Consider the following 21,987-nt stretch of genomic DNA (forward strand, 5'->3'; position numbering starts at 1 on the left):
TAGGAGCGCACGAATGACATCACCAGGGCCAACGCTCATGGGCTACGCCCGGGTCAGCACTACGGAGCAGTCAGTGGACCTGCAGCTGGATGCCCTGAACGAGGCCGGATGCTTCCGGATCTGGACGGATTTCGCATCTGGCGCGACGGCGGAACGGCCGCAGTGGCAGGACTGCCTGGATCACCTGCAGCCGGGGAACATTTTGGTGGTCAACGATTTGTCCCGGCTGGGAAGGAACACGGCCGACCTCGCCGGCATCGTGAAAACGCTGGCCGACCGGCACATTGGCCTCCGGTCACTGACGGAGACCTGGCTGGATACCACCACGTCTCAGGGCGTGCTGATGTTTCACTTCTTCTCCGCCATCGCCGAGTACGAGCGGAACCGGCTGCGTGAACGGACTAAGGCCGGCCTTGCAGCGGCGAAAGCCCGCGGCCGCGTCGGCGGCCGGCCGACCAAAATGACGCCGGACAAGGCAGCCACCGCGCACCGGATGCGTGGTGAGAAGCGGACGATCAGCGCCATCGCCAAGAGCATTGAGGTCAGTGAAGCCACCGTGGTGCGTGAGCTCGCACGGCAGCGGAAGAGCCTGCAGGTACCCCAAGAGTAGGTGCGGCTGTTAATCCTCCGATGCCTTCGCTAGCGTGGAGGCAAACGGAGGGGGACGGCGCACATGGCACCGAGGAAATCTAAGAACCACATTGAGGGTCAGCTGAGTCTGGAGTCCTTGTGGGCCGAACCGGAAGAGGTAGTCAATGAACGAGCACGGCAGACACGCCATGGAAACCATGAAGAATCACGACCCGGAGAGCTTCGCGCAGATAGCGGACCCCGAGACACACTTTTCGACTTTGGGGGAGGAGATCCAGCAGGCGATCTGGGACCTCAGCGAACAGCTGACACCAACCAGGGGATCGGAACCGCCGCTGGAGTACATCGGGCTGGCGAACATGGCCAAGCTCCGGGCACGCGAGATGGTGTACCAGGAGATGATCTACGCCAGCCTTCCCGCGGAGCCGGAGGAGATGGAGTCGACCTACGGGGCCCAGGAGGACGAGGAGAGCTAGAGGCCGAACCTCAGCCTGAGCCGGCAGCGGTTGCGGCGGCCGGACGGTTCCGTCCGGCATCCCAGGCTGACCTTGCGCCCTCGGGACAGAAAGCCCGCTTCGCAGCAAACGTTGAAGCAATCCGCATCGTCCGGGAGCTGGAGGACCAGCAGCGGCCGGCCACCGAGGCAGAACAGCGTTCCCTGGCGCGGTGGTCCAGCTGGGGAGCTGTGCCCCAGCTGTTCGACAAGGCGAAATGGGCGGCCGAGCGCGCCCAGCTGCAGGACGTCCTGAGCGAGCGCGAGTATGCCGCCGCGTCGCGGACCACGACGAACGCGTACTACACCGACGCCGCCCTGGTGAAGGAAATCTGGTCCACCGTCGACCGGCTCGGCTTCACCGGGGGAGAGGTGCTGGAACCCGGATCCGGCGCTGGAACGTTCATCGGATTCGCCCCGGAAGGCGCCCGGATGACCGGCGTGGAGCTTGATCCGCTGACAGCCTCAATTTCCCGTGGCCTGTATCCCGACGCGACGATCCGCAGCGAGTCTTTCGCGGACACCCCGATCAAGACTAACTCCTTTGACCTCGCCGTCGGCAACGTCCCGTTCAGCAAGAACACGCTTTACGACAAGACCCACAACGCCGACTCCCGGCACTCCATGCACAACCACTTCATCCTCAAGAGCCTGGCCGCGGTGAAACCCGGCGGATACGTCGCCGTGCTGACCTCCAGCTTCACCATGGACGCAACCAACCCCACCTCGAGGCGGGAGATGAGCGCCATGGCGGATCTGGTGGGTGCCGTGCGCCTGCCCACCGGCGCCCACCGGCGAGCTGCCGGCACTGAAGCACTCACTGATCTGCTGCTGCTGCGCAAGCGCGAGCCGGGCCGGGAGACTGCCAACACGGACTGGGAAACTGTCGGGCCCGTCATCATCGACGGCCGCGACGTGAAGGTCAACAACTACTTCGATCTGAACCCGCAAAACGTCCTCGGGCAGATCACCGTTGGGAACGGCATGTACGGCGAGGAAACCGTCAGCGTCAAAGCCGACGACCTCGCTGCTGTCCCGCTGCTGCTCGCCCAGCGGCTCGACGCCGTTGTCCAGGAAGCGCTGGACCGCGGCCTGAACCACGCCCCTGCCGAGCCTGCCCCGGGGAAAACCCCAGCCGCACTCCTGCCGGCCACGGGGCAGGAATGGGACGGCACCATCACCGCCCAACAAGACGGAACCTTCACCGTTGCCCGTGCAGGGGAACAGGTTCCGTTCCCGGTACCCAAAGCGCATGCTGCGGAGCTGAGCGACCTGTTGGGGATGCGGGACGGTGCACGCGCCCTGCTGGAGATGGAAGCTTCCGACAGCGAAGACACCCCGGCGATGTCGGCTCAACGAACCGCCCTGGCTGACCAGTACACGGCATATGCCGCCAAATATGGACCGCTCAACCGCTTCACGGAATCTGTCCGCACGGACAAAGAAACGGGCGAAGACATCATCACCCGCCGTGCAGCACCCGCCGTGCGGATACTGCGCCAGACGGACCCCTTCGGCACTCTGCCGCCTGCCCTGGAGAGGTTCAACGAGGAGACGCAGACCGCGACACCCGCGGCTCTGCTTCAGCACCGGCAGGTGGTGGCCCGCAAGCCACTCATGGGTGCGGACACCGTTGACGAAGCCCTTGCCATCGCCCTGGACACCTACGGTGCCCCGGAACTGGAACAGATCGCGGACCTGCTGGGCGTCACGGAAGAGGAAGCCCGCGAGCAGCTGGGCACGCTCGTGTTCGATGACCCGGAAACCGGCAAGCTCGTCACCGCACCGGAATACCTGTCCGGGAATGTCCGGACCAAGCTCGAAGCTGCCCGCGCTGCGGCGGCCGAGGACGAGCGCTTGAGTGTGAACGTCACCGCGCTGGAGGAAGTCCAGCCGCCGCGGGTCGGCATGGAAGACGTCGAGGCGCGCATCGGTGCGGTCTGGATTTCCCCCGAGGAACACCAACGCTTCGTCCAGGACATCCTGGCCGATCCCAACGCCAGCGTGACCAGCGTCGGCAGCGGCATCTGGCGGGTCAAAGCCAACCGTGGGACAGTCCGTTCCACGAACGAGTGGGGGACGGGCCGCCGGCCCGCCCCGGACCTGCTGCAAAGCATCCTGGAACAAAAGAGCATTCAGGTCGAGGACAAGAACGAGGACGGCAAGCCGGTCGCCAACCTCGAAGAAACCGAGGCGGCCCAGGAAAAGGCCGAGGCCCTGCAGGAACGCTTCGCCGAGTGGGTCTGGGAAGACCCCGAACGTGCCAGTCGGCTCATTGACGAATACAACCGCCGCTTCAACTCCCTGGCCCTGCGCGACTACACCAAGGAAGGGGGCCGGCTGACACTGCCGGGGCTGGCTAAGACCTTCACCCCGCATCCGCACCAGCGCACTGCCGTGGCGCGCATCATATCCGAACCGGCCGTGGGCCTCTTCCATGAAGTCGGTGCCGGCAAGACCGCCGAAATGGTGATTGGAGCGATGGAACTCAAACGCCTGGGCATGGCCTCCAAGCCCATGGTTGTCGTCCCGAACCACATGCTGGAGCAGTTCACCCGCGAGTGGCTGGAACTGTACCCGCAGGCCCGCCTGCTCTCGGCAGGGTCCGATGACATCAAGACCAACAGCGGAGACCTGGCCGCGCGCCGGCAGTTCGTCGCCCGCGCCGCGGCGAACGACTGGGACGGCATCATCATGACCCAGCAGGCCTTCAAGAGCATCGGAGTGAAAGCCGAAACCATTGAGGCCTACCAGGAGTCGATCATCGCCGACGTCCGGCAGACCATCGTCAACGCCCAGGCCGAGGGCGAAGACCGGACCACGGTGAAGAAGCTTGAAACAAAGCTCCAGGCCGAAGAAGAACGCATGAAGAAGCTCATGGACACCGCGCCGGACCTTGGACTGACATTCGAGGACACCGGGGTGGACTACCTGTTCGTGGACGAAGCCCACGACTACAAGAACCTGCGCACGGTCACCAACATCAAGGGCGCAGAAATCGCGGGCTCCATCCGGGCCACGGACATGCACCTGAAGCTCGAATACCTGCGCAGCACCCACGGGGAACGCGTCGTCACGATGGCAACCGGCACGCCGATTGCCAACTCCATCACCGAAGCCCACGTCATGCAGCGCTACCTGCGCCCGGACCTGCTCCAGGCTGCCGGCGTGGAGAACTTCGACGTCTGGGGAGCGACATTCGGGGAAACCGTCACCGCCATCGAGATGGACGCCGGAGGCCGGCTGAAGAACAAGCCGCGCTTCGCAAAGTTCAAGAACGTCCCCGAGATGCTGCGGTCCTTCCACGTCTTCGCCGACGTGAAGCTCGCCGAAGACTTGACCTACCTCAAAAAGCCAGACCTCGCACCCCGGCCCGGAGACGGGGAACGGCAGCCGGAACTGGTGCTGATCCCGCAGCCGCCCGAACTGGCCGACTACATGAAGGGCCTCGCGGACCGGCTGGATTCCCTCTCCGGCTGGGCTGAGAAGGGCGCGGACAACGCCCTCTCCGTCTACAACGACGGACGCAAAGCCGCACTGGACCTGCGCATGGTCGGCATCGAACCCGAATCCGCGACCAAACTGGACCAGGTTGTCGCCAAGACCCTGAAAGTCTGGGAAGAGAACCGGGAGAACGAATACGAAACCAGCTTCGAATCCGGGATCCCTTCGGCGAACAAGGGTGCGCTGCAGATCATCTTCTGCGACCTCAGCACGCCTTCGAAGAACACCGGTCCCGACGGCAAACCGGTCTGGACCGCCTACCAGCAGATCAAGGACCAGCTCGTCGCCGGCGGCATCCAGGCAGAGCAGATCCGGTTCATCCAGGACTCACCCAAGCCCGACCAAAAAGCCCAGCTCTTCGCCCAATGCCGCACCGGCGAAGTAGCCGTGCTGATCGGCTCCACCGCCATGATGGGAACCGGCACCAACGTCCAGCTCCGCGCCAAAGCGATCCACCACGTCACGTGTCCCTGGCGGCCAGCTGACCTGACCCAGCGCGACGGACGCATCATCCGCCAACGGAACGCCAACGCGGAGGTCCACAACTTCCAATACGCCACCGTCGGCAGCTACGACAGTGCCGCCTGGGACGGGATCCAGCGCAAGGCCACCATGATCCAGCAGGTCCTTCGCGGACGACTCGATATCCGCGAGATCGAGGACGTTGGAGACCTTGCCCTCAACGCCGCACAAATCAAGGCAGCGACCAGCGGCAACCCACTGGTGATGGACAAGATCGAGGCCGACGCCGCCCGAACCAAACTCGAACGACTCAAACGCGCCCACGAGAAAGGACAGAGCACCCTCACCTGGACACGGGCCGCCGCCGAAACCACCATCACCAAAGCCGAAAGCAAGCTGCCCGCATTGCAGGCCGCTCTCCCGCGAATCACCCCGACCGCAGGGGAGGCCTTCACCGCGACCATCGACGGCAAGAGCTACACCAAACGTCCGGAGGCCGTCACGGCTATCTCTGAATGGGTCCGTACCCACACACCGGAATACGGAAACTACTACCGCCAAAAACAGGACCACGGCACCATGGCCACCCTCGGCGGCCACGAGCTGCAGGTCCGAAACGCGGCCGACGACTCCCGGCTCGGCTCCTACCAGGACCTCGCCATCACCATCAAAGACGTGCCCGCACCACCGCTTGTCTTTACCCGACTGGAGCTGCTGGAAGGAAGCGCCGGGATCATCACCCGGCTGGAAAACAAAGTAGCGGGGCTTCCCGATTACGAAGCCCAGCTGCGCCAAACCATCACGGAAAAACAGGCGGTGCTTGCCGACGTCGAGAGCCAGGCCGGGAAACCCTTCAAGTACGAGGCCAAACTTGTCACCGCCCGCGCGAAGTGCGCGGAACTGGACGGGAAGCTCAGGGCCTCCATTGAGCCACCGAAGCAGAACTCCGCCGACGCGCCTGACGTTGCGGATGTCGTCGATCCTGCACTGGCACGCTTTAGAAAGCTTCACGACGCCAGCTTCCCTACAGGCCCCAGCCCCAGCCGGCCATCGCCGGCGTCAACCCAGGCGCCTTCAACCAGACATCCACACCACGAGAGAAGCGGAGGGCTGGAACGATAGATCATCCGTCCGTCAAGAGCTGGGCTGGAATGACTCCGGAAGCTCCACGGCGGCCGGATCCCTCTGCCGCGGACATCGCGCCAGGGACGAACTGCAACACCGGAACGAGGTGGACTGAGAATGCCGAAACGGACAGAGGACATGACCGAGGAACCTGCGTCGACGACGGTACCGGTGTTCCCCAGGATGCTGACCCTGGAACAAGTTCAGGAGGTCCTGAACGTCAAAAGTGCACTGGTCTATTCGCTCGTTCGCAGCGGTGAGCTCCCCGCCGGGCAGTTCGGTGGACGTGGTTATCTTGCCCGTTTATCGGGGCTGGTGCGGTCTGTCCCGGAATGACGGGGGAGGAGCGCCACAGGCTGCGTATGGTTCTTGCGAGGCTCGTACGGATGCGTGGGCGCCGGTAGGCTGGCCGATGAAGCATCTTCCCCCGTTTCCTGGCCGTGGCGCAGGTCTTCTCGCTTGCCCTCGGAGTCATCGCCAAAATTCCCTGAGTTCGGTGCCGCTGGCAACGGGGTTAGGAAGGAACAGTCATGCCACACCTCGTCGAGCACCTTGAACGCTATCTGGGCACCCTCTCCGAGGGCTGGTCCAAAGACTCGGACGGACACCGGCAGCACGCGCAGGTCGTTAAATTCGATGACGGCCCCCTAGACGGTGTTGTCGCCCACTCGACCCTGGGGCTGAGTCGACATGCACTGGCCTTGCCGGGCAAGGCGCCGGTCCGAATGGAATTCTTGATGATGGTCCGCCGCGGCTACTTTGAGCGGTACGTTCCTTCGATCATGCAGCAGCTCGCGGAGGAAGTAATCCACGAGGGGCGGGCTCCGCTTCGAGGGGAAGTCATTGGCCCCAGGGGCGCGCTCGACCCTGACACCCGCCTTGAAGCCTTCTACGTCGGTGTTCCGATCTACCAGCCAGACGAGTTCGCGACATGCGACGACGCCGATGGACCGGTCGTCATTGCGTGGCTCGTGCCGCTCTTTCCCGTGGAAGCTGCCTTTGTCGCGACGCACGGCTGGGCGGCCTTGGAGGACCTTCTCGTCCAATACGATCCGGATGTTACTGACTGGCGTCGACCTCCACTGCCCGTGATCAGCTCATAGGATGGCCGGGTGACTGAAGAACCCACAAAGCGCCGCTTCCTGACGATCGAGCAGGTCGCGGACGAGCTGAACGTGAAGGCAAACCAGGTCCGGGTCCTCATCAAGTCCGGGGAGCTTCGCGGGATTCAGGTTGGTGCAAGGGGTGTGTGGCGCATCGGCACCCAGGACGTCGAAGACTACATCGCCGAGGCCTACCGGCGCACCGCAGAACGCATTGCCGCCGGCGAGCTTGAGGATGCCGGGTCGGACGCTCAGGAGGCCTAGGGAACCTTCGTGCTGCGAGATATTTACAGAGCGTGCCCGTGGAAGCCCTATCCTCACGCCGGCCGCAAAAAGTGTAAGGAGCGGCGAGCGGGGTGCCCAAACAAACAATCCCAACACCTGAATCGAGACAAGATAAACGGGGTGTGTGGAGGGTCCGGGAAAGTGACCTCGCGGCGTACATCGAGGCAGCGTTCGCGAAGACCGCAGAGCGCATCGCGGCCGGTCAGATCAAGGATGACGACGTCACCGCGGAAGACTAAAAGAACGCGGTTACGACGAAGGCCGGCACCTCGAAAAGGTGCCGGCCTTCGTCGTATCTGCCCACCGGAGCCGCATCTGGTCTATGGCTGAAAAGAGCCAGCCAGAGCGCTCTGCCGACGTCGGAAGCGGCATGTCTTGGACCATGGGAAACGTTGCCGTTGGTGACCGGCCAGTTTTCAGGCTGTGCATGGCCGCCGGTCTCGCTGGTGAGGTGCGAGTCAGAGGTTCCCTGGCGGTTGTGTGCAGCCGGTCAGCTGGGTCCCGTCGTCCCCGTGTGTGCGGGAAAAGCAGCGGAGCGATTGGGCTTTTGCCGTGCCCATGGGGGCGAGGGGCTACTACTCAGGTCCGCCGGCTACCGGAACGGACTCCTGCGTGGTTTTCCGGCCACGCGGACGCCCGCTGGCCTTCTTGGCCGGAGCGTCCAGACCGAAGCCCCGCAGGTCCGATTCGGTCCAGTCTGCGCGCAAAGCTGCCTGATAGTCCTTGGCGTACTTCTGCTCTGCTGCGGCAAGCAGCTGGGCGGCCTCCTGGACCTCAACTCCGCCGGCGGCGGCCCTCTTGACGGCCTTCACTTTGGTGTCCCTGGCGGCGTCGATCTTCGCGGCGGCTTTAGCGGCAATGTCGTTGATATCCATACCCAAACCCTATCGGCCACGTCCGACACCCGAAAGCAGGTTTTCGGTGATCAAGCGCGAAAGGCGAAAAAACCCTCAAAGAAGACCGTTCGGAGCAACGGGTGTAAGTGGCCTGTTGCGCTCGACACTGGCGGTCGAGTGCGGCACACTGGTCAGTGTGGTCCCCGTTTTCGGGGTCGCTGCGCTGGGCCTTTGAAGGGATGGATTGAATGTCGGATGAGGGATTCACTCACCGTTTCAATCTGTCGCGCCGACGTCGGGAGAACACTCCCGCCGGCAGCAAGAAGCGCCGTGACCTGTGGGTCACTGTTGAAGAGGAAGCCGCGCTTGTCGCGAGGGCTGAGCGGGAGAAAGTTACTGTCCCGAACCTGCTGCTTACATCGGCATTGTCGGAGACCCAGGAAACGACTACCGAACGGCGTGCCGCTATCGCGGAACTGATGTCGCTGCACAACCTGCTGGCCCGTTCTTCCAACAACATCAACCAGCTCGCACGCCAGGCCAACGCCACGAGCGAGTTCCCCGCCGAGGCGCACGAAGCCCTGAAACATATCCGCTCCGTTGCCATGCGCATCGATGACGCCATAGACGGGCTGATGTAGGGATGATTCCGAACATCACCCGCGGTTCGCGCATGGGCGGGCTCATGGTTTACCTGGCCTCCACGGACGCCAATAAGACGAAGAACGCCCACTCCGATCCGCACCTGGTAGCAGGCGACGCAGCGATCATTGCGTGGTACGACGACGGTGTCCTGGACCGTGACGATGCCCTGGCAATCGCTAAGCATCTGGACCGTCCGCGCAAGGCTTATGGCGTATCGGTTCAGATCAAAGACATGCAGTGGGACGCGGCCAAGAAAGAGCGCGTCCACGTCGGCTACAAGGACGCCAGCGTGTGGCACTGCTCGCTGAGCCTGCGCGCCGAAGAGGGCGCCCTGACGGATCAGCAGTGGGGCGATATCGCCAATGATTTCGTGGACTCCATGGGCTTCACGGAGAGCAGCGGAAAGGCCCGCTGCCGATGGGTTGCGGTCAACCACGGCACGAGTGAGAACGGCAACCACCACATCCACCTGGCCGTCTCCTTGGTCCGCGAAGACGGCACCAAGGCATCCACCCACGGCGACTACAAGAAGGCTCAGGAATCGTGCCGTGAGCTGGAAGTTAAGTACGGGCTGGAACAGCTCTCCACCGTGCACGCCACCCGCGGTTACGACCGGGCCGAGAAGGCCATCGCTGTCCGGGACGAGCGGGAAATGCACCGCTCATCCTTGGCCCGGAAAGTCCGCGCCAGCGCCAGCTCCTCCGCGACCGAAGGGGAGTTCGTCCGGCGCGCCCGCGACACCGGCATTCTGGTCCGGCCTCGCTATGCGAAGAACACCACCGACGTCATCGTTGGGTACTCCGTGGCCGAACGCCCGAAGCAGGGCGAACGTCCTATCTGGTTCGGCGGCGGCACCCTCGCCTCCGACCTGAAGCTCGGTGCTTTGCGTGAAGAGTGGATGGACTCACCGCACCTGGCAACAGAAGCCGCAGCGGAGTGGAACGCAGCCGCCCGCAACAGGCGCACCGTGTCCAGGACCGGTCCCGAGAACGGAACCCCACCGGCGGAAATGTGGGTCGAGTACACCAGGAACGCCACCGCACTGGTTGAGCAGCTGCGCACACTGCCCCGTGATGATCACGGCACCTGGGCGAAAGCAGCGCGGGAGGTGTCCGGCGCGTTCGCGGCATGGTCCCACCGGCTCGAACCGACGCCGGGTCCGCTGGCGGCCACCGCCGCCGAACTATCCCGCACCGCCCAGCTCCGGGCACCACGGCAGCACAGCAAGCCTGTCGCTCTGCCTTCCATTGCCGGCACTGCCATGTTGTTCATGGCTGCGTCCAGCAAGAGCAAGACGGCCGCACAATCGGCGCTCATGCTGCAGCTGGTGAACACTGCCTTCGCCATCCACGAAATGCACCAACAGTCCGGACGAACCCGTGAAGCGCAGCGGCTCCGGGCCGTCGTCACAGAGCAGCTGAAACCGTTCGCCGCGACCATGCCCCGCCCGGTCTCCGTCGGTGCCCCGGAACAGGGCGCGGCCCCGAACACCGTGGAACTTGGACTGCGCGGCATGGCGCCCATCCATCCAGGGTCAGCGGTACCGAGCACACCAACGCCGGCCAAAACCCGCCAGCACACGGGCCGGGAGTCCGGCCCCGTACTGGACCGATAACGACCACCACCAACTGCAAGGGGAGCACGATGAGTGAATCTGACGGAATGGACGAATTGCTGGACGGCGGAATGCGGCAGTCCCTCATGATCGCGTCCCGCATTGCCGAGACGCTGGCCCGTCGCCGGCAGGAGTCCCAACGGCAGCAGGAACACCAGGATGCCCAGGCAGCGCACGAAACGCAGGCCCGCCTCACGGCAGACCGAAGCGCAGCGCGTGCGGCGCTGGCACAGGTAAATAAGGAACAGTGGTGGGACAAGGCCCAGCCCCACGACATCGCCACGGCGCATGCCATCGCTGAAGGCTGGAAAGACCACGACCCGACAGCCCTCGCAGCCTCGGAAAAGATCCGGCAGGAAGTCTTCACGCGCTACGGCATCGACACCCGCGAGGCCGGCAAGGACTCTGGATACCTGGAGTCAGATATCCAGCATGCCGCCACGGACAAGGCCCGTCAGGACGCACTGGAACGCAGCCACGAAGAAACCCGCACGGCGGCCACCGAACACGAGAAGGCCATGGGCCTGCTCGCCGCTGCCCGCGCCGAAGAACTCCGCGCCCAGGCCGTGACGCTGGCCCCGGAAATGGAACGCCACCAGGTGCCCACCGAATACCTGGCCAGCCCCGAGCTGGCCCAAGCGCTGCAGACCGCTCACACCGCTAAGACTCCCGCAGCCGTGGCGGCCGCGGACGCCACCGTGCAGGAACGCCTGTTCCTCATCGGCAAGGACGGCATCAACGGTCCCGACATCGACCAGCTCCGCAAAGAAACCACCGAGAACGTCAACGGCGCCGCAGATTCACACTTCGAGGATCCCGCGTTCGTCCAAGCCGCCAAGGACATGCACGAAGCCAAACTCCTGGCAGAGGGAGGCTTCACGGGGTCCGAACGGACGCCCGTGGAACAGCGGTACGAACGAGCCGAAAAGGAACTCTTCGCCCGCATGGAAAGCGTCGGCCGCGAGATCGAGAACCGCGTCACCGGCAACCTCAGCCGCCGCCTCAAAGACCAGGGCCTCAAAACGGAAAGCACGTCAGCAACCGACTACGGCTCAGCGGAACGCCAGGAAGCTTTCGCCGCATCCCTCGTAAGTACCGGAGCTAACGAAACCCAAGTCCGAGGACGCGCCGCCGCAGAACGCAGCGAGGGCACACACCCCAGCGCAGCCGTCACCATGGGCAAGGGCGCAGCAAAGGCCAAGAAGACCCGCACAGGGGCAGCCGTGGGCGCGGAACGGACCAAGAGCGGCCCCGCCCGCTAGATGAAGCCCACTGAGGCTACTGAGGTGTAGTAGTACCTCCCACACCGAGCCCTGGCTGTGTCAAGTCTTTTTGGCCCCGGCGGGACGGTCATATCTGGCCCCGCCCGGATTGCTTTCTAATGCTGGAATGTTCGGCATCCTCGCGGCTTCATTTCGGGCGGCAACGCGGTTGTGCTGAGCGCGCAGGACCTGCCAGTAATACATCGCGGAGGCGTGCGGAGCCCTCGACCCTGTTGATGGAATGCGGGACATCCACTTATTCGTCCCACCGGAGCAGAGATGAGGCCTCTTCCACCGTGGGTGGAAGAGGCCTCATTTTGTCATGACGGGATCAGTGTCCGGCGCCGAGTTTGCCGCCGAGGCGTTCGCGCATGAGGATGCTGGCGTCGTTGAGGCCGACGATCTTCACGTCCTTGCCGTGGTGGTGGTATTTCTCGGTGATGGCGTCCAGGGCAGCAATGGTGGAAGCGTCCCAAAGGTGGGAGGCGTGCATGTCGATGACGACGTGTTCGGGGTCCAAGGCGTATTCGAACTGGGTGTAGAGGTCGTTGGAGGAAGCGAAGAACAGTTCGCCGTCCACGACGTAGGTGGCAGTTTCGTGGCCGCCGATCGTCGTGACCGACCGTTCGACCGTGACGAAGTGGGCGACCCGGCGGGCGAACATCACCATCGCCACGAGCACACCGACGCCGACGCCGATCGCGAGGTTGTGCGTGGCGACGGTGACGATGACGGTGGCGACCATGACCATGGTTTCGCTCTTCGGCATCATCTTCAGGGTCCGGGGCCGGATGCTGTGCCAGTCAAAGGTGGCCACGGAGACGAAGATCATCACGGCCACCAGGGCCGCCATCGGGATCAGGGAAACCACACCGCCCAGGACCACGACGAGGATGAGAAGGAAGACGCCGGCGAGGAAGGTGGAGATCCGGGTGCGGGCGCCGGAGGCCTTGACGTTGATCATGGTCTGGCCGATCATCGCGCAACCGCCCATGCCGCCGAAGAAGCCCGTGACGATGTTCGCGACGCCCTGGCCCCACGCCTCACGGGTCTTGGGCGAGCGCGTGTCCGTGACGTCGTCGACGAGCTTGGCCGTCATCAGGGATTCGAGCAGCCCCACGAAGGCCATGGCGAGGGCGAACGGGAAGATGATCTGCAGGGTTTCGAGGCTGAAGGGCACGTTCGGGATGAACAGTGTCGGCAGGGAATCGGGCAGCTCACCCTTGTCGCCTACGGTCGGGACCGCGACGGCGGCGAAGACGGTGATGAGGGTCAGGACCACGATGGCAACGAGCGGGGCGGGGACGGCCTTGGTTAGCTTTGGCAGGCCAAACACGATGACCAGGCCAAGAATAACGAGAGGGTAGACCAGCCACGGGACACCCAGCAGCTCGGGGGCCTGGGACATGAAGATCAGGATGGCCAGGGCGTTGACGAACCCGACCATGACGGAGCGCGGAATAAACCGCATGAGCTTCGCGACCCCGGAGAGCCCCAGGATGATCTGGAAGATGCCGGCGAGGATGACGGCGGCGACGAAGTAGTCCACGCCGTGGGATTTCACCAGCGGTGCGATGACCAGGGCGATAGCGCCGGTGGCTGCGGAGATCATGGCGGGGCGGCCGCCGACGAAGGCGATGGTGACGGCCATGGTGAAGGACGCGAAGAGCCCGATCCGCGGGTCGACGCCGGCGATGATCGAGAAAGCGATGGCTTCGGGTATGAGGGCCAGGGCCACGACGAGTCCGGCGAGGACCTCGGTCTTGAGCCGGCGCGGGGACATCAGGGTTCCCCGGACCGATTGCAGCTGTTCAGGGGTGAACGCCGGCGGGTGTTCGGCTTTTGTGACGGCCATTGCTGGCTCCGTTCATGGTCAAGAAGACGCACGACTGCGGCTTCGTTTTGCTAATGAATGAGGGGGCGCAGCGCCGCGCCGGGAAGAGGGGGAATAGTCTTGAAAGTCTCACCCCACTACCTAAACCCTACCCTAACGTGATGGTAGGGTTTAAATCAGAACAGGACGGAGGCGCTGATGACGGCTAAGACCAGCAGCACCAACACCATGCACATCGGGGAACTCGCGGAGCGGACGGGTCTGTCCCTGCGGACCATCCGCCACTACGACGACGTCGGGCTCCTCCCTGCAACAGCGCGGACCGACGGCGGCTTCAGGGTGTTCTCCGAAGATGATTTCGAACGCCTCATGATCATCAAGCAGATGAAACCCCTGGGTTTCTCGCTCGAGGAGATGGCTGAAATCCTCGCCCTCCTTGCGGCCCCGGGAGACGCCGCCCCTGAACGATCAGGGACGCTGGCCGAATTCCTGGAGAGGGCCGTCCACCAGCGGGCCAAGATGGCCCGGAACCTCGCCCAGGCGGATGAGTTTATTCAAAGGCTTAGCGGCCGATCCTGAATAGTTGTGCGTGCCGGGCGTGAGTGACTCCTCTTCCCGGCATGCACCGCAGGGCGGGACAGGAAGCTCGGGACCGGTAACCAGGCTCAGCGGAGCTTCCGTCCTCAGATGGAGGCCAAGGCGGCCCTTTGTGCGGCCCGCCTAACGGGTCTGTTGGGCTTTGGTGTGATCGAGCCGGTAGGAGTCGGTGCCGGTTTCGATGATGGACCCGTTGAAGGTGAGGCGGTCCACGATGGCCGCGCAGAGGCGTGGGTCTGAGTGTCCGCTCACCCCCGAACCCTGTCCGGGATGAGCTGGCGCCGGAAGAGAAGGACCATGACAACCGCGGCGAAGGAAAGGACGGCGCTGAAGAAGAACGGGGCGCTGGGTCCCATGCCGTCCCACAGTTGTCCGGCGATCAGGCCGGCAGGCAGTGCGGCGACGCCCACGACGGCGTTGTAGACGCCATAGGCCCTGCCCCGCCCGTCCTGGCCGACGACGTCGGCGATCAAGGCCCGGGAAACACCTTCGGTGACGGCATAGAAGACACCGTAGAAGGCGAACAGGGGCCACACCTGCCACGCTGAGTCGGCCACAGCGAAGCCCAGGTAGCAGAGCCCGTACACCGTCCAGCCGATGGTAATCAGCGGGAGCCGGCCAATCCTGTCGGAGAGAATTCCGGCGGGAAGGGCCAGGGCGCCGTAGATGATGTTCAGGACTGCGTAGGCCAGGGGAATGGCGATGACGCTCAAGCCCAGGTTCTGGGAGCGAAGAATCAGGAACGCGTCGGAAGAGTTGGCGATGGCGAAGATGCCTGCAATGGCAGTGAAGAGGTAGAAGGATCGGGGAAGGGGGACGCGGACGGCGTGCGGGTCCCGTGCGGCCCGTTTCGTCTCCTTCACGCCGAACTGGATGATCGCGATGGTGATGAGCAGGACCAGCGCTGAGAGGATGAGCAGCCAGCGGTAGTAGTCCTCCGGTGCCACGTTCTGTTGCACGAAGAGCAGCAGCAGACCGCTCAGGATGAGCGGGCCCAGCGCGGATCCGAAGGTGTCGAGCATGCGGGCCACCCCGAAGCTGCGGCCCCGGGTTGTCGATCCGGCGGCGTTTGCGACCAGGACGTCTTTGGGCGGGTCTTTGATGCCCTTGCCTATCCCGTCGGTGAAACGCAGTCCGTAGACCGCCAGCGGGGCATGCACGAAGGCCAGGCCGGCCCGGCCCGCCATCGAGAGGGCATATCCGGCGGTCACCAGGGGCTTCTGGCGTGGGATTCTGTCCGAAATCCTGCCCGCGATGATCTTGAATCCGCTGGAGGCGGCGGTGACGAGTCCCTCCGCGACACCGATCACTGTTCTGTCCATTCCCAGGACCTGACTCAAGTACAGCGGCAGGATCGGGATGACCATGTCCTGGCTGACACCGCCGAAGAAGCTGGCAAACCCAACGGCAAGAACTGTCCGCTGGCCCGCCTTGGTGTTCTCCGGCGAGGGTTCCGACTCCGCATCGGATTCGACGTCGACGACGGGTTGGTCGTGCTCAAGGGGTTCCTCTGTCACGGCAACGCCCCCACCATGCCGGCCACGGCGAGGCCTGCGGCCGCGGCGCCAACCGCTGCGGCGGCGGTGCCGATTCCGTTCAGGAGTGCCAGCCCGGTGCGTCGGGACTGGATGAGCCGGACGGTTTCGAAGCTGGCGGTGCTGAAGGTGGTGTAGCCGCCCAGGAACCCGGTGCCGGCGACGGCCTGAAGCTCGACGGGTGCGGCGTGGACGATCACGGCCCCGGCGACCAGTCCCAGCAGGAAGGAGCCGGTAACGTTGATGGCGATGGTCCCGACGGGCAGGGCGGTACGGAGCTTGGAGCGGACGAGCCCGTCGACGACGAAGCGGGTCCCGGCGCCGAGGCCGCCGGCGAGACCGAGAAAAAGAATGGTCAGAACGTTCACCGGCCGTTCTCCTTGCTGTCGGGGCGAAGGGTCGCATCCCACCGCCGGGCGGTCATCCTGGCGTGATGGCCGGCGGCAGCGCGGATCCCGGCCACTGATGCCACCGCCCCGCCAAACAGCGTAGCGGCGACATAGACCGAGGCATCGATGGTCCGCCCGGCGCCGAGCAGGGTGTTCGTTTCCAGGGCCAGGGTGCTGTAGGTGGTGAAGGCGCCCATAAACCCGGTCCCGGCGAGGAGACGGATTACCCGCTGCCGCCCGGCGTCCGGCCCCCGACGGACCAGGGCCTCCAGCAGAACGCCGAGCAGTAACGCCCCGGTCAGGTTAATAATCAGCGTGGGCAGCGGCCACCCTCCGGGTGCGGGCAGGACAGTGCTGAGACCGTATCGGCCCAGGGTTCCGAACACGCCTCCGGTGATGACGACCAGCACAAACCCGGGGTGCAGGTGCACCGGACGGTGGGCGCGGACCTCTCCGAGCGTCCCGATGTCGGTCTCGGCGAGGTCAATGTCGATGGGCAGCTGAGGTAGGGCGGCGGTTTCGTCCGTTTCGGTCTCTGCGGTTGCCTCGGGGACGGGCCGTTCCATCAGTGGCCCTCCTGCCGATGGTGCCGGGTGTGCGGGGCGAGCGGAACCACCAGCACGGGCCGGTGCTGGCGGTGGGTAAGGTGGACGGCGACCGAACCGACCAGCAACTCCTCGAACCGGGCTCCGAGGCCGCGTTCGCGGGTGCCGACCACAATGACGGAGGCGTCCGTGGACTCGGCCAGCCGTCCCAGCGCTCTGGCCGGCTCCCCGGCAAGGCTCATAAAGGACCAGCCGATCCCGGTTCCGTCCAGGGCTTCCCGGAGGCGTTCGGCGATCCCGGCGCTGATGCCTTCGATGTCGTCATCGATGCCGTCCGGATCAATCGGCAACGCCTCGACCCGCCCGTCGGGTTCTTCGGCGAGGTAGGTGGTGATGTCCACGTAGGCGCAGATCAGTTTCACGTTCAGGCTGTAGGCCAGTTCCGCCGCCCGGTGGGCGACGGCCAGGGGCTGCCCGGGTACCACCCCCATCAGCACGGGCCCGGTGATCTTTCGCGGGACATAGGCGATGGGCCCGGTGGCGGGCCGGACCACGTTCTCTGGCTCATGCATGGACATCCCCTCTCATGTGGCGTCGGCGGCGTTGAGGAAAGTTCCCGTGGGCCCGTAGGGCAGCGAGGGGTCTTCATCGGTGATCTCCAGGAGGCGGTTGTATTTGGCAACGCGTTCCCCGCGGGCAGGCGCCCCGGATTTGAGCTGCCCGCAGCCTGATCCCACGACGAGATCCGCGACGAAAGTATCATCGGTTTCCCCGGACCGGTGCGAGACCATCGCCCCGAAACCTCCCTCACTGGCGGCCGTGAGGGTGTCGAAGGTTTCGCTCACGGTCCCGGCCTGGTTGGGTTTGATCAGCACCGCTGTCGCAGATGCGGTCCGGATACCCTCCCGGACCCTGTCCGCTGAGGTGACAAACAGGTCATCCCCGACCACCTGCACCCGGCTCCCGAGGGCCGCCGTCAGCGCCGGCCACCCCTCGGTGTCCTCTTCGGCCAGGGGGTCCTCCAGGCTCCAGATCGGGTAGTCGGTGATGAGCTTGTCGTAGTAGGAGATCATCTGCTCGGGAGTGTAGGCCTTGCCGGCGACCGTGTAGCTCCCGTCCGCGTAGAAGGAATTCGCGGCCGGGTCCAGAGCGATCGCGATCCCGTGCCGTCCAGGAGTGTAGCCGGCATCCTCGATGGCGGCCACGATGAGATCCAGGGCTTCCTCAGGGCGAGCGATGTCAGGGGCGTACCCGCCTTCGTCGCCCAGCCCGGTCGCAAGGCCCTGTTTGCGCAGCCGCCGGGACAGGGCGTGGTAAACATCCGATCCCCAGCGGACCCCGTCGGCGAACGTTGGCGCCCCGGCGGGGGCGATCATGAATTCCTGGAACTCCAGCGGGTTCGCCGCATGCTCCCCGCCGTTCAGGACATTGAAGTGCGGCACCGGCAGCCGCCCGGCCAGCCCCAAGGTCTGGCCGATCCAGACGTGCAACGGAGTTCCGGCTGCGGCCGCGAACGCCCGGGCGGCCGCCATGGACACCGCGACGATCGCGTTCGCCCCCAGCCGGGAGCGTCCCGGAGTACCGTCCAGGGACACGAGAGCGTGGTCCAGATCCGAGAGACTTGCCCAGCTCCGCGAGGTCAATAGCTCGGTGATTTCGGTCCGAACATTGGTGACGACTTTCTGCACGCCGCGGCCGGAGTATTCCTGGCCGCCGTCGCGCAGTTCGACAGCTTCGTGTGCGCCGGTGGAGGCTCCGGACGGCGCGGAAGCGACCGACACAGTGCCGTCCGCTGCCGTGAGCCAGACCTTGACCGTGGGATAGCCGCGGGAGTCCAGAATCTGCAGGGCGCGCACCCCGGTGATCTGAAGTTCATTCATGATGTTTTTCTCCATTTCCTCGTCTTCATCTCAGGTCCCGCCGGCGGCAGCGACCAAGGCGGCGGCGGTCCGCGCCGCCAGCGGATTCAGATACTCCCCGCGCCGCACCAGGGGCGCCAGGTCCCGGGTGAAACGGTAGAGCAACGGGTGACCGGTGGGAACGTTCAGCGCCTCGACCTCGGCATGGGAGAGCCCGTCCAGGACGAAGCACAGTGCCCGTAGGGAGTTCCCGTGGCCGATCACCAGCACGTCGTCCCCGGCCCGAAGCCGTGTCCGGAGATGCTGGTGCCAGAAGATCCGGACGCGCTTGACCACTCCGCACAACGATTCGGTGGGCAGGAGAGCTTCCGGGGGCAGCCCTGCTAAGGCCGGGCTGCGCCGGAGTGCGGCCAACTGGGCCGATGACATCGGCGGGGGCGCGCCGTAGTAGGAGCGCCGCCAGAAACGGAAGACCTCCGGCCCGAGCTCAGTCAGAAGTTCCTGCCGCAATCCTCCGGTGAGGGAGCCGTAACTTCGCTCGTTCAACTCCCAGGCAGGTATGACCGGGACGTCCGGGCGTCCCAGCACATCCAGGACGATGCGGGCGGTTTCCCGGGCGCGGGACAGGGTGGAGGTGTAGACGGCGCCGGGAGAAAAAGAAGCGGAGGCTAACAGCGCTCCGGCCCTGGCGGCTTCGTCTTGACCGGCAAGGGTCAGCGCCGGGTCCAGGAGACCGGTGAACCGGTCCTGGGCATTCAGGACGCTCTGGCCGTGGCGGAGCAGGACGAGGGAGCCGGGTGCGGGCATAGATAACCTACCTTCGTATCAGCAAAGGTAGGAACCATTAGCCAGGAGGCGGTTCGAACAACCGCACCTTCAGTGCGGGCTGTTCCGGCGGGATCCATCACCGTGAACAGAGACTACAGGCACAGACGCCAGCCACGCCATAATATGACACGGTCATTCGCCGTGTTCGGTTTCCGCTCGCCCGGTCCTGGGTTCAGCGGTTCCCGGCTCTTCCGCCAAATACAGCGGCAGGCCCCAGCCGGCGAAAAACCCGATCGCTTCGATCCAGGACACGTTCTCCTCGGCCCCGACCGGCGCCCCGTAGTCGGTCATGGAGTCGGTCAGGTTCCGCATCCGTCCCCTGACTTCCCGTAAACGCAAGGCCACCGCATGCCGCAGTTGATCCGGCAGCGGGCGTCGTTCCGCCAGATGGAAACGACACAACATCGCCGGATCACCGTCTCCCTCCGCTCTGCCGGGATCACAGACCGGGCAAACCCGGTTCCGCCAGATTGGCTGCGTTTCCCTGCACCAGGCCGTCACGTGTGCCAGGCCGTTCGCTTCAACGGTGAGGGATTCGGTGTTGGAGTTCGCGTAACCCATCCGCAGACCGGGCAGGGACGGGGAGGCCATGTCCTGGCAGATCCGGCACGGCCCGACCGGGAGAAGCACCTCATCAGGGTGACGGTGCAGCAGCGAACTCTTCTGGTCCAGTCCGTGGGCGACATGTTCCAGGAGATCCTCATACAAAACTGTGACGTCGAAGGGCTGGTGCCCGCCGCGTACCCCGGCGCCTTCCTGCCAGAGCTCGACCTCCACCACGGCATACGCCCAGGTGTGGCGGGGACACAACCCGAGCGAGGCGCGCAACAACCGGCGCATGCTCCCGTCCATGATGTCCCCATGGATGAAAGACCAGAGCTGCCGCACCTCCTCCGCGGACAGTTCCAGCGGACCCACCGGCACCAATACACCTGTTAGCCGGTCCCGCTCACCAGTCTCCGGGCCTCCGGGCCCGTTCCCATTTCCAGCCATGACTAATCGCCTGCCCTTCACAATCGGGGCAGGCCCCATCAGCCACCTCGGCGGTCCGAACCGGCACATCACCGGCCCCGGCGGGATCCATCACCGTTACAACAAGGCTAAACCCGCGGCCCCTCTGCTCGGGGCTACATGCCGACTCTTGGTTCGGTCACTGTCGTACCTCGCCGGAGCCTCACTGAGCTTTTCGACCGTCAAATCAGTACCGTCGAGTCATGAACTTTGCAACCACGGCGATTCCACTGAGCGCCCCCAAGGCCATCCGCGACCACCACTTAAGTGGCACTGGATTCGTCATCCAGATGAACGGTCAGACATACGTAGCGACGACTGCCCACCTTGCCACTGGCACAGAGTCCATAACCGATGACTCGTCACCGTGGCGGGAGGCACATGTGACGCCATCGAAGTCTGTCATCTCGTAGAGCCAGGCCGCGACGGCCTGGGTCAGGCGCCGGGGACGGGCGTCCTTCAGTGCGGCGGCGTCAAAGTCAGCCAGGCCCAGGCTCAGGGCCAGGCCGACGAAGTGCGGGTACAGGGCCGCGATGCTGCCCGAGGCGGTCACGGCACAGTACCGCCCGGACAGCTGCGCCGACGCGGCAGTGCGCACATCAAGCCACTCCCTGGGGACCTGCCCAGGGGCGATGGTGGGATGCAGGACCTTGTCCTCGTCGTCCTCGACGATCTCGTCCAGCTCCATGCTTAGCCGTGCGTCCTTGCGGAAATGGGCCAGAACCTCCAAGAGACACGCCAGCAGGGAGGACCCGGCGTAGATGGTGCGGAAGTTGCCGTGGAGGTCATCCCACCGTCCCGGGAACCGGCCGTCGGTGGCCCACTCCCAGCCGCTCCAGGCCCACGGTTCCGGGCGGAAGCCGACACGCCAGACTTTACCGGCGGCCTCGGCCGCGGTCAGTTGTGCAGAAACCACCGGTCAGCCTGCGGCCGCGAACGCCCGTGCTGCGGCCAGAACCTGCGGGCCGGCGGCGTCCAGCTGGCCTTCGCGGAGCAGGCGCGCCGGCGGGACATCGTCCAACTGCGGGTTCATGCCCTGGAACCAGGCCTGCACCACGGCCCGGGAATCACGCTCCGCGAGCAGGGCGGCCACGTGGTAGGCGGTGCGGAGACGGTGCATCACGTCGGCGGAGGGTTTCCGTTCCCCGTCGGCCCATTGCCGGACGGCCCGGGTTTCCTTCACGGATCCGATGTAGGCGACGAGTTTCGCTCCGAGCAGGTCCCTCAGATCCCGGACCAGCACGTCATCGGGCAGCCGGATGGAATCCTGGTGCGCCTTCAACCCGCCACGGGCGCCTGTCACTGCAGTCATGGTTCATATTCCCACGAAAACACAGGTCGGATCAATACCCAGATCCCACCCTGAATCACACCCAATAAAGCCGATATCGATGATTTCGTCAAGCTGTCCATGCTCGGTCGGCGGCAATGCATTCGGGACCTTTATCTGACCTCAAGTCAGTTCGCC

20 protein-coding genes, 2 pseudogenes and 1 riboswitch are annotated in these 21,987 nt (G+C 64.8%); of the genes and pseudogenes, 10 read left to right on the forward strand and 12 right to left on the reverse strand.

Annotation, left to right across the window (positions count from 1 at the left end; translation table 11 throughout):
• Positions 1 to 13: 13 nt before the first annotated feature.
• The 6 genes and pseudogenes from QCD75_RS07780 (at position 14) to QCD75_RS07805 (ending at position 7,542) form a co-directional block, all read left to right on the forward strand.
• Entirely contained in the window at positions 14 to 610 is a 597-nt protein-coding gene (locus QCD75_RS07780) for a recombinase family protein (RefSeq protein ID WP_301227309.1), read from the forward strand.
• 145 nt (positions 611 to 755) lie between these two features.
• Positions 756 to 1,067 (forward strand): hypothetical protein, encoded by a 312-nt coding sequence (locus tag QCD75_RS07785; protein ID WP_301227311.1) that lies wholly within the window; start codon positions 756 to 758, stop codon positions 1,065 to 1,067.
• Between the two features lie 209 nt (positions 1,068 to 1,276).
• Entirely contained in the window at positions 1,277 to 6,172 is a 4,896-nt protein-coding gene (locus QCD75_RS07790) for a DEAD/DEAH box helicase family protein (protein WP_301227313.1), read from the forward strand.
• A gap of 120 nt (positions 6,173 to 6,292) precedes the next feature.
• Positions 6,293 to 6,466: pseudogene (locus QCD75_RS07795) on the forward strand (helix-turn-helix domain-containing protein); the annotation flags it as partial.
• Between the two features lie 239 nt (positions 6,467 to 6,705).
• Positions 6,706 to 7,278, forward strand: a complete 573-nt coding sequence (locus QCD75_RS07800; RefSeq protein WP_301227315.1) for a suppressor of fused domain protein — start codon at positions 6,706 to 6,708, stop codon at positions 7,276 to 7,278.
• Positions 7,279 to 7,287: 9 nt separating this feature from the next.
• Positions 7,288 to 7,542, forward strand: a complete 255-nt coding sequence (locus QCD75_RS07805) for a helix-turn-helix domain-containing protein (RefSeq protein WP_301227316.1) — start codon at positions 7,288 to 7,290, stop codon at positions 7,540 to 7,542.
• Between the two features lie 596 nt (positions 7,543 to 8,138).
• Here QCD75_RS07805 and QCD75_RS07810 read toward each other — a convergent pair.
• Positions 8,139 to 8,438, reverse strand: coding sequence for a hypothetical protein (locus tag QCD75_RS07810; RefSeq protein ID WP_301227319.1), 300 nt, complete (start codon positions 8,436 to 8,438; stop codon positions 8,139 to 8,141).
• 209 nt (positions 8,439 to 8,647) lie between these two features.
• On the opposite strand from QCD75_RS07810, the gene mobC reads away from it, so the two are divergent.
• Genes mobC through QCD75_RS07825 form a run of 3 tightly spaced genes read left to right on the forward strand, consistent with a single transcriptional unit; the run spans position 8,648 to position 11,921 of the window.
• Entirely contained in the window at positions 8,648 to 9,040 is a 393-nt protein-coding gene (gene mobC / locus QCD75_RS07815) for a plasmid mobilization relaxosome protein MobC (protein ID WP_301227321.1), read from the forward strand.
• Positions 9,041 to 9,042: 2 nt separating this feature from the next.
• The gene (locus QCD75_RS07820) at positions 9,043 to 10,659 is read left to right on the forward strand and encodes a relaxase/mobilization nuclease domain-containing protein (protein ID WP_301227323.1); all 1,617 of its coding nucleotides are present in this window, start codon (positions 9,043 to 9,045) and stop codon (positions 10,657 to 10,659) included.
• Between the two features lie 29 nt (positions 10,660 to 10,688).
• The gene (locus QCD75_RS07825; protein ID WP_301227325.1) at positions 10,689 to 11,921 is read left to right on the forward strand and encodes a hypothetical protein; all 1,233 of its coding nucleotides are present in this window, start codon (positions 10,689 to 10,691) and stop codon (positions 11,919 to 11,921) included.
• A 331-nt stretch (positions 11,922 to 12,252) separates the two neighbouring features.
• Here QCD75_RS07825 and QCD75_RS07830 read toward each other — a convergent pair whose 3' ends face one another.
• Entirely contained in the window at positions 12,253 to 13,776 is a 1,524-nt protein-coding gene (locus QCD75_RS07830) for a SulP family inorganic anion transporter (RefSeq protein ID WP_301227327.1), read from the reverse strand.
• A 177-nt stretch (positions 13,777 to 13,953) separates the two neighbouring features.
• Here QCD75_RS07830 and QCD75_RS07835 point away from each other — a divergent pair, with 177 nt between their 5' ends.
• On the forward strand, positions 13,954 to 14,334 hold the full coding sequence (locus QCD75_RS07835) for a MerR family transcriptional regulator (RefSeq protein WP_301227329.1): 381 nt from the start codon (positions 13,954 to 13,956) through the stop codon (positions 14,332 to 14,334).
• Positions 14,335 to 14,475: 141 nt separating this feature from the next.
• Here QCD75_RS07835 and QCD75_RS07840 read toward each other — a convergent pair.
• The 10 genes and pseudogenes from QCD75_RS07840 to QCD75_RS07885 form a co-directional block, all read right to left on the reverse strand.
• Positions 14,476 to 14,592 (reverse strand): annotated as a pseudogene (locus QCD75_RS07840) (IS21-like element helper ATPase IstB); the annotation flags it as partial.
• An 8-nt stretch (positions 14,593 to 14,600) separates the two neighbouring features.
• Positions 14,601 to 15,869: an MFS transporter gene (locus QCD75_RS07845; protein ID WP_301227331.1), complete on the reverse strand. Its 1,269-nt coding sequence runs from the start codon at positions 15,867 to 15,869 to the stop codon at positions 14,601 to 14,603.
• On the reverse strand, positions 15,866 to 16,246 hold the full coding sequence (locus QCD75_RS07850) for a fluoride efflux transporter FluC (RefSeq protein WP_441005451.1): 381 nt from the start codon (positions 16,244 to 16,246) through the stop codon (positions 15,866 to 15,868). Before QCD75_RS07850 ends, QCD75_RS07845 begins: the two co-directional genes overlap by 4 nt.
• 5 nt (positions 16,247 to 16,251) lie before the next feature.
• On the reverse strand, positions 16,252 to 16,842 hold the full coding sequence (locus QCD75_RS07855; protein ID WP_301227335.1) for a fluoride efflux transporter FluC: 591 nt from the start codon (positions 16,840 to 16,842) through the stop codon (positions 16,252 to 16,254).
• The gene (locus QCD75_RS07860) at positions 16,842 to 17,393 is read right to left on the reverse strand and encodes a universal stress protein (RefSeq protein WP_301227337.1); all 552 of its coding nucleotides are present in this window, start codon (positions 17,391 to 17,393) and stop codon (positions 16,842 to 16,844) included. The genes QCD75_RS07855 and QCD75_RS07860 overlap by 1 nt, the downstream gene beginning before the upstream one ends.
• A gap of 12 nt (positions 17,394 to 17,405) precedes the next feature.
• Positions 17,406 to 18,701, reverse strand: coding sequence for a phosphopyruvate hydratase (eno, locus tag QCD75_RS07865; protein WP_301227339.1), 1,296 nt, complete (start codon positions 18,699 to 18,701; stop codon positions 17,406 to 17,408).
• A gap of 30 nt (positions 18,702 to 18,731) precedes the next feature.
• Positions 18,732 to 19,487, reverse strand: a complete 756-nt coding sequence (locus QCD75_RS07870) for a 2,3-bisphosphoglycerate-dependent phosphoglycerate mutase (RefSeq protein WP_301227341.1) — start codon at positions 19,485 to 19,487, stop codon at positions 18,732 to 18,734.
• A gap of 21 nt (positions 19,488 to 19,508) precedes the next feature.
• A riboswitch (Fluoride riboswitch) is annotated at positions 19,509 to 19,598 on the reverse strand.
• Positions 19,599 to 19,640: 42 nt separating this feature from the next.
• Positions 19,641 to 20,426, reverse strand: coding sequence for a hypothetical protein (locus tag QCD75_RS07875; protein ID WP_301227343.1), 786 nt, complete (start codon positions 20,424 to 20,426; stop codon positions 19,641 to 19,643).
• A 391-nt stretch (positions 20,427 to 20,817) separates the two neighbouring features.
• The gene (locus tag QCD75_RS07880; protein ID WP_301227345.1) at positions 20,818 to 21,435 is read right to left on the reverse strand and encodes an RES domain-containing protein; all 618 of its coding nucleotides are present in this window, start codon (positions 21,433 to 21,435) and stop codon (positions 20,818 to 20,820) included.
• Between the two features lie 3 nt (positions 21,436 to 21,438).
• On the reverse strand, positions 21,439 to 21,831 hold the full coding sequence (locus tag QCD75_RS07885; protein ID WP_301227347.1) for a hypothetical protein: 393 nt from the start codon (positions 21,829 to 21,831) through the stop codon (positions 21,439 to 21,441).
• Positions 21,832 to 21,987: the final 156 nt, after the last annotated feature.

It is taken from the genome of Arthrobacter sp. PsM3 (genome assembly GCF_030433895.1).
Taxonomy (GTDB): domain Bacteria; phylum Actinomycetota; class Actinomycetes; order Actinomycetales; family Micrococcaceae; genus Arthrobacter.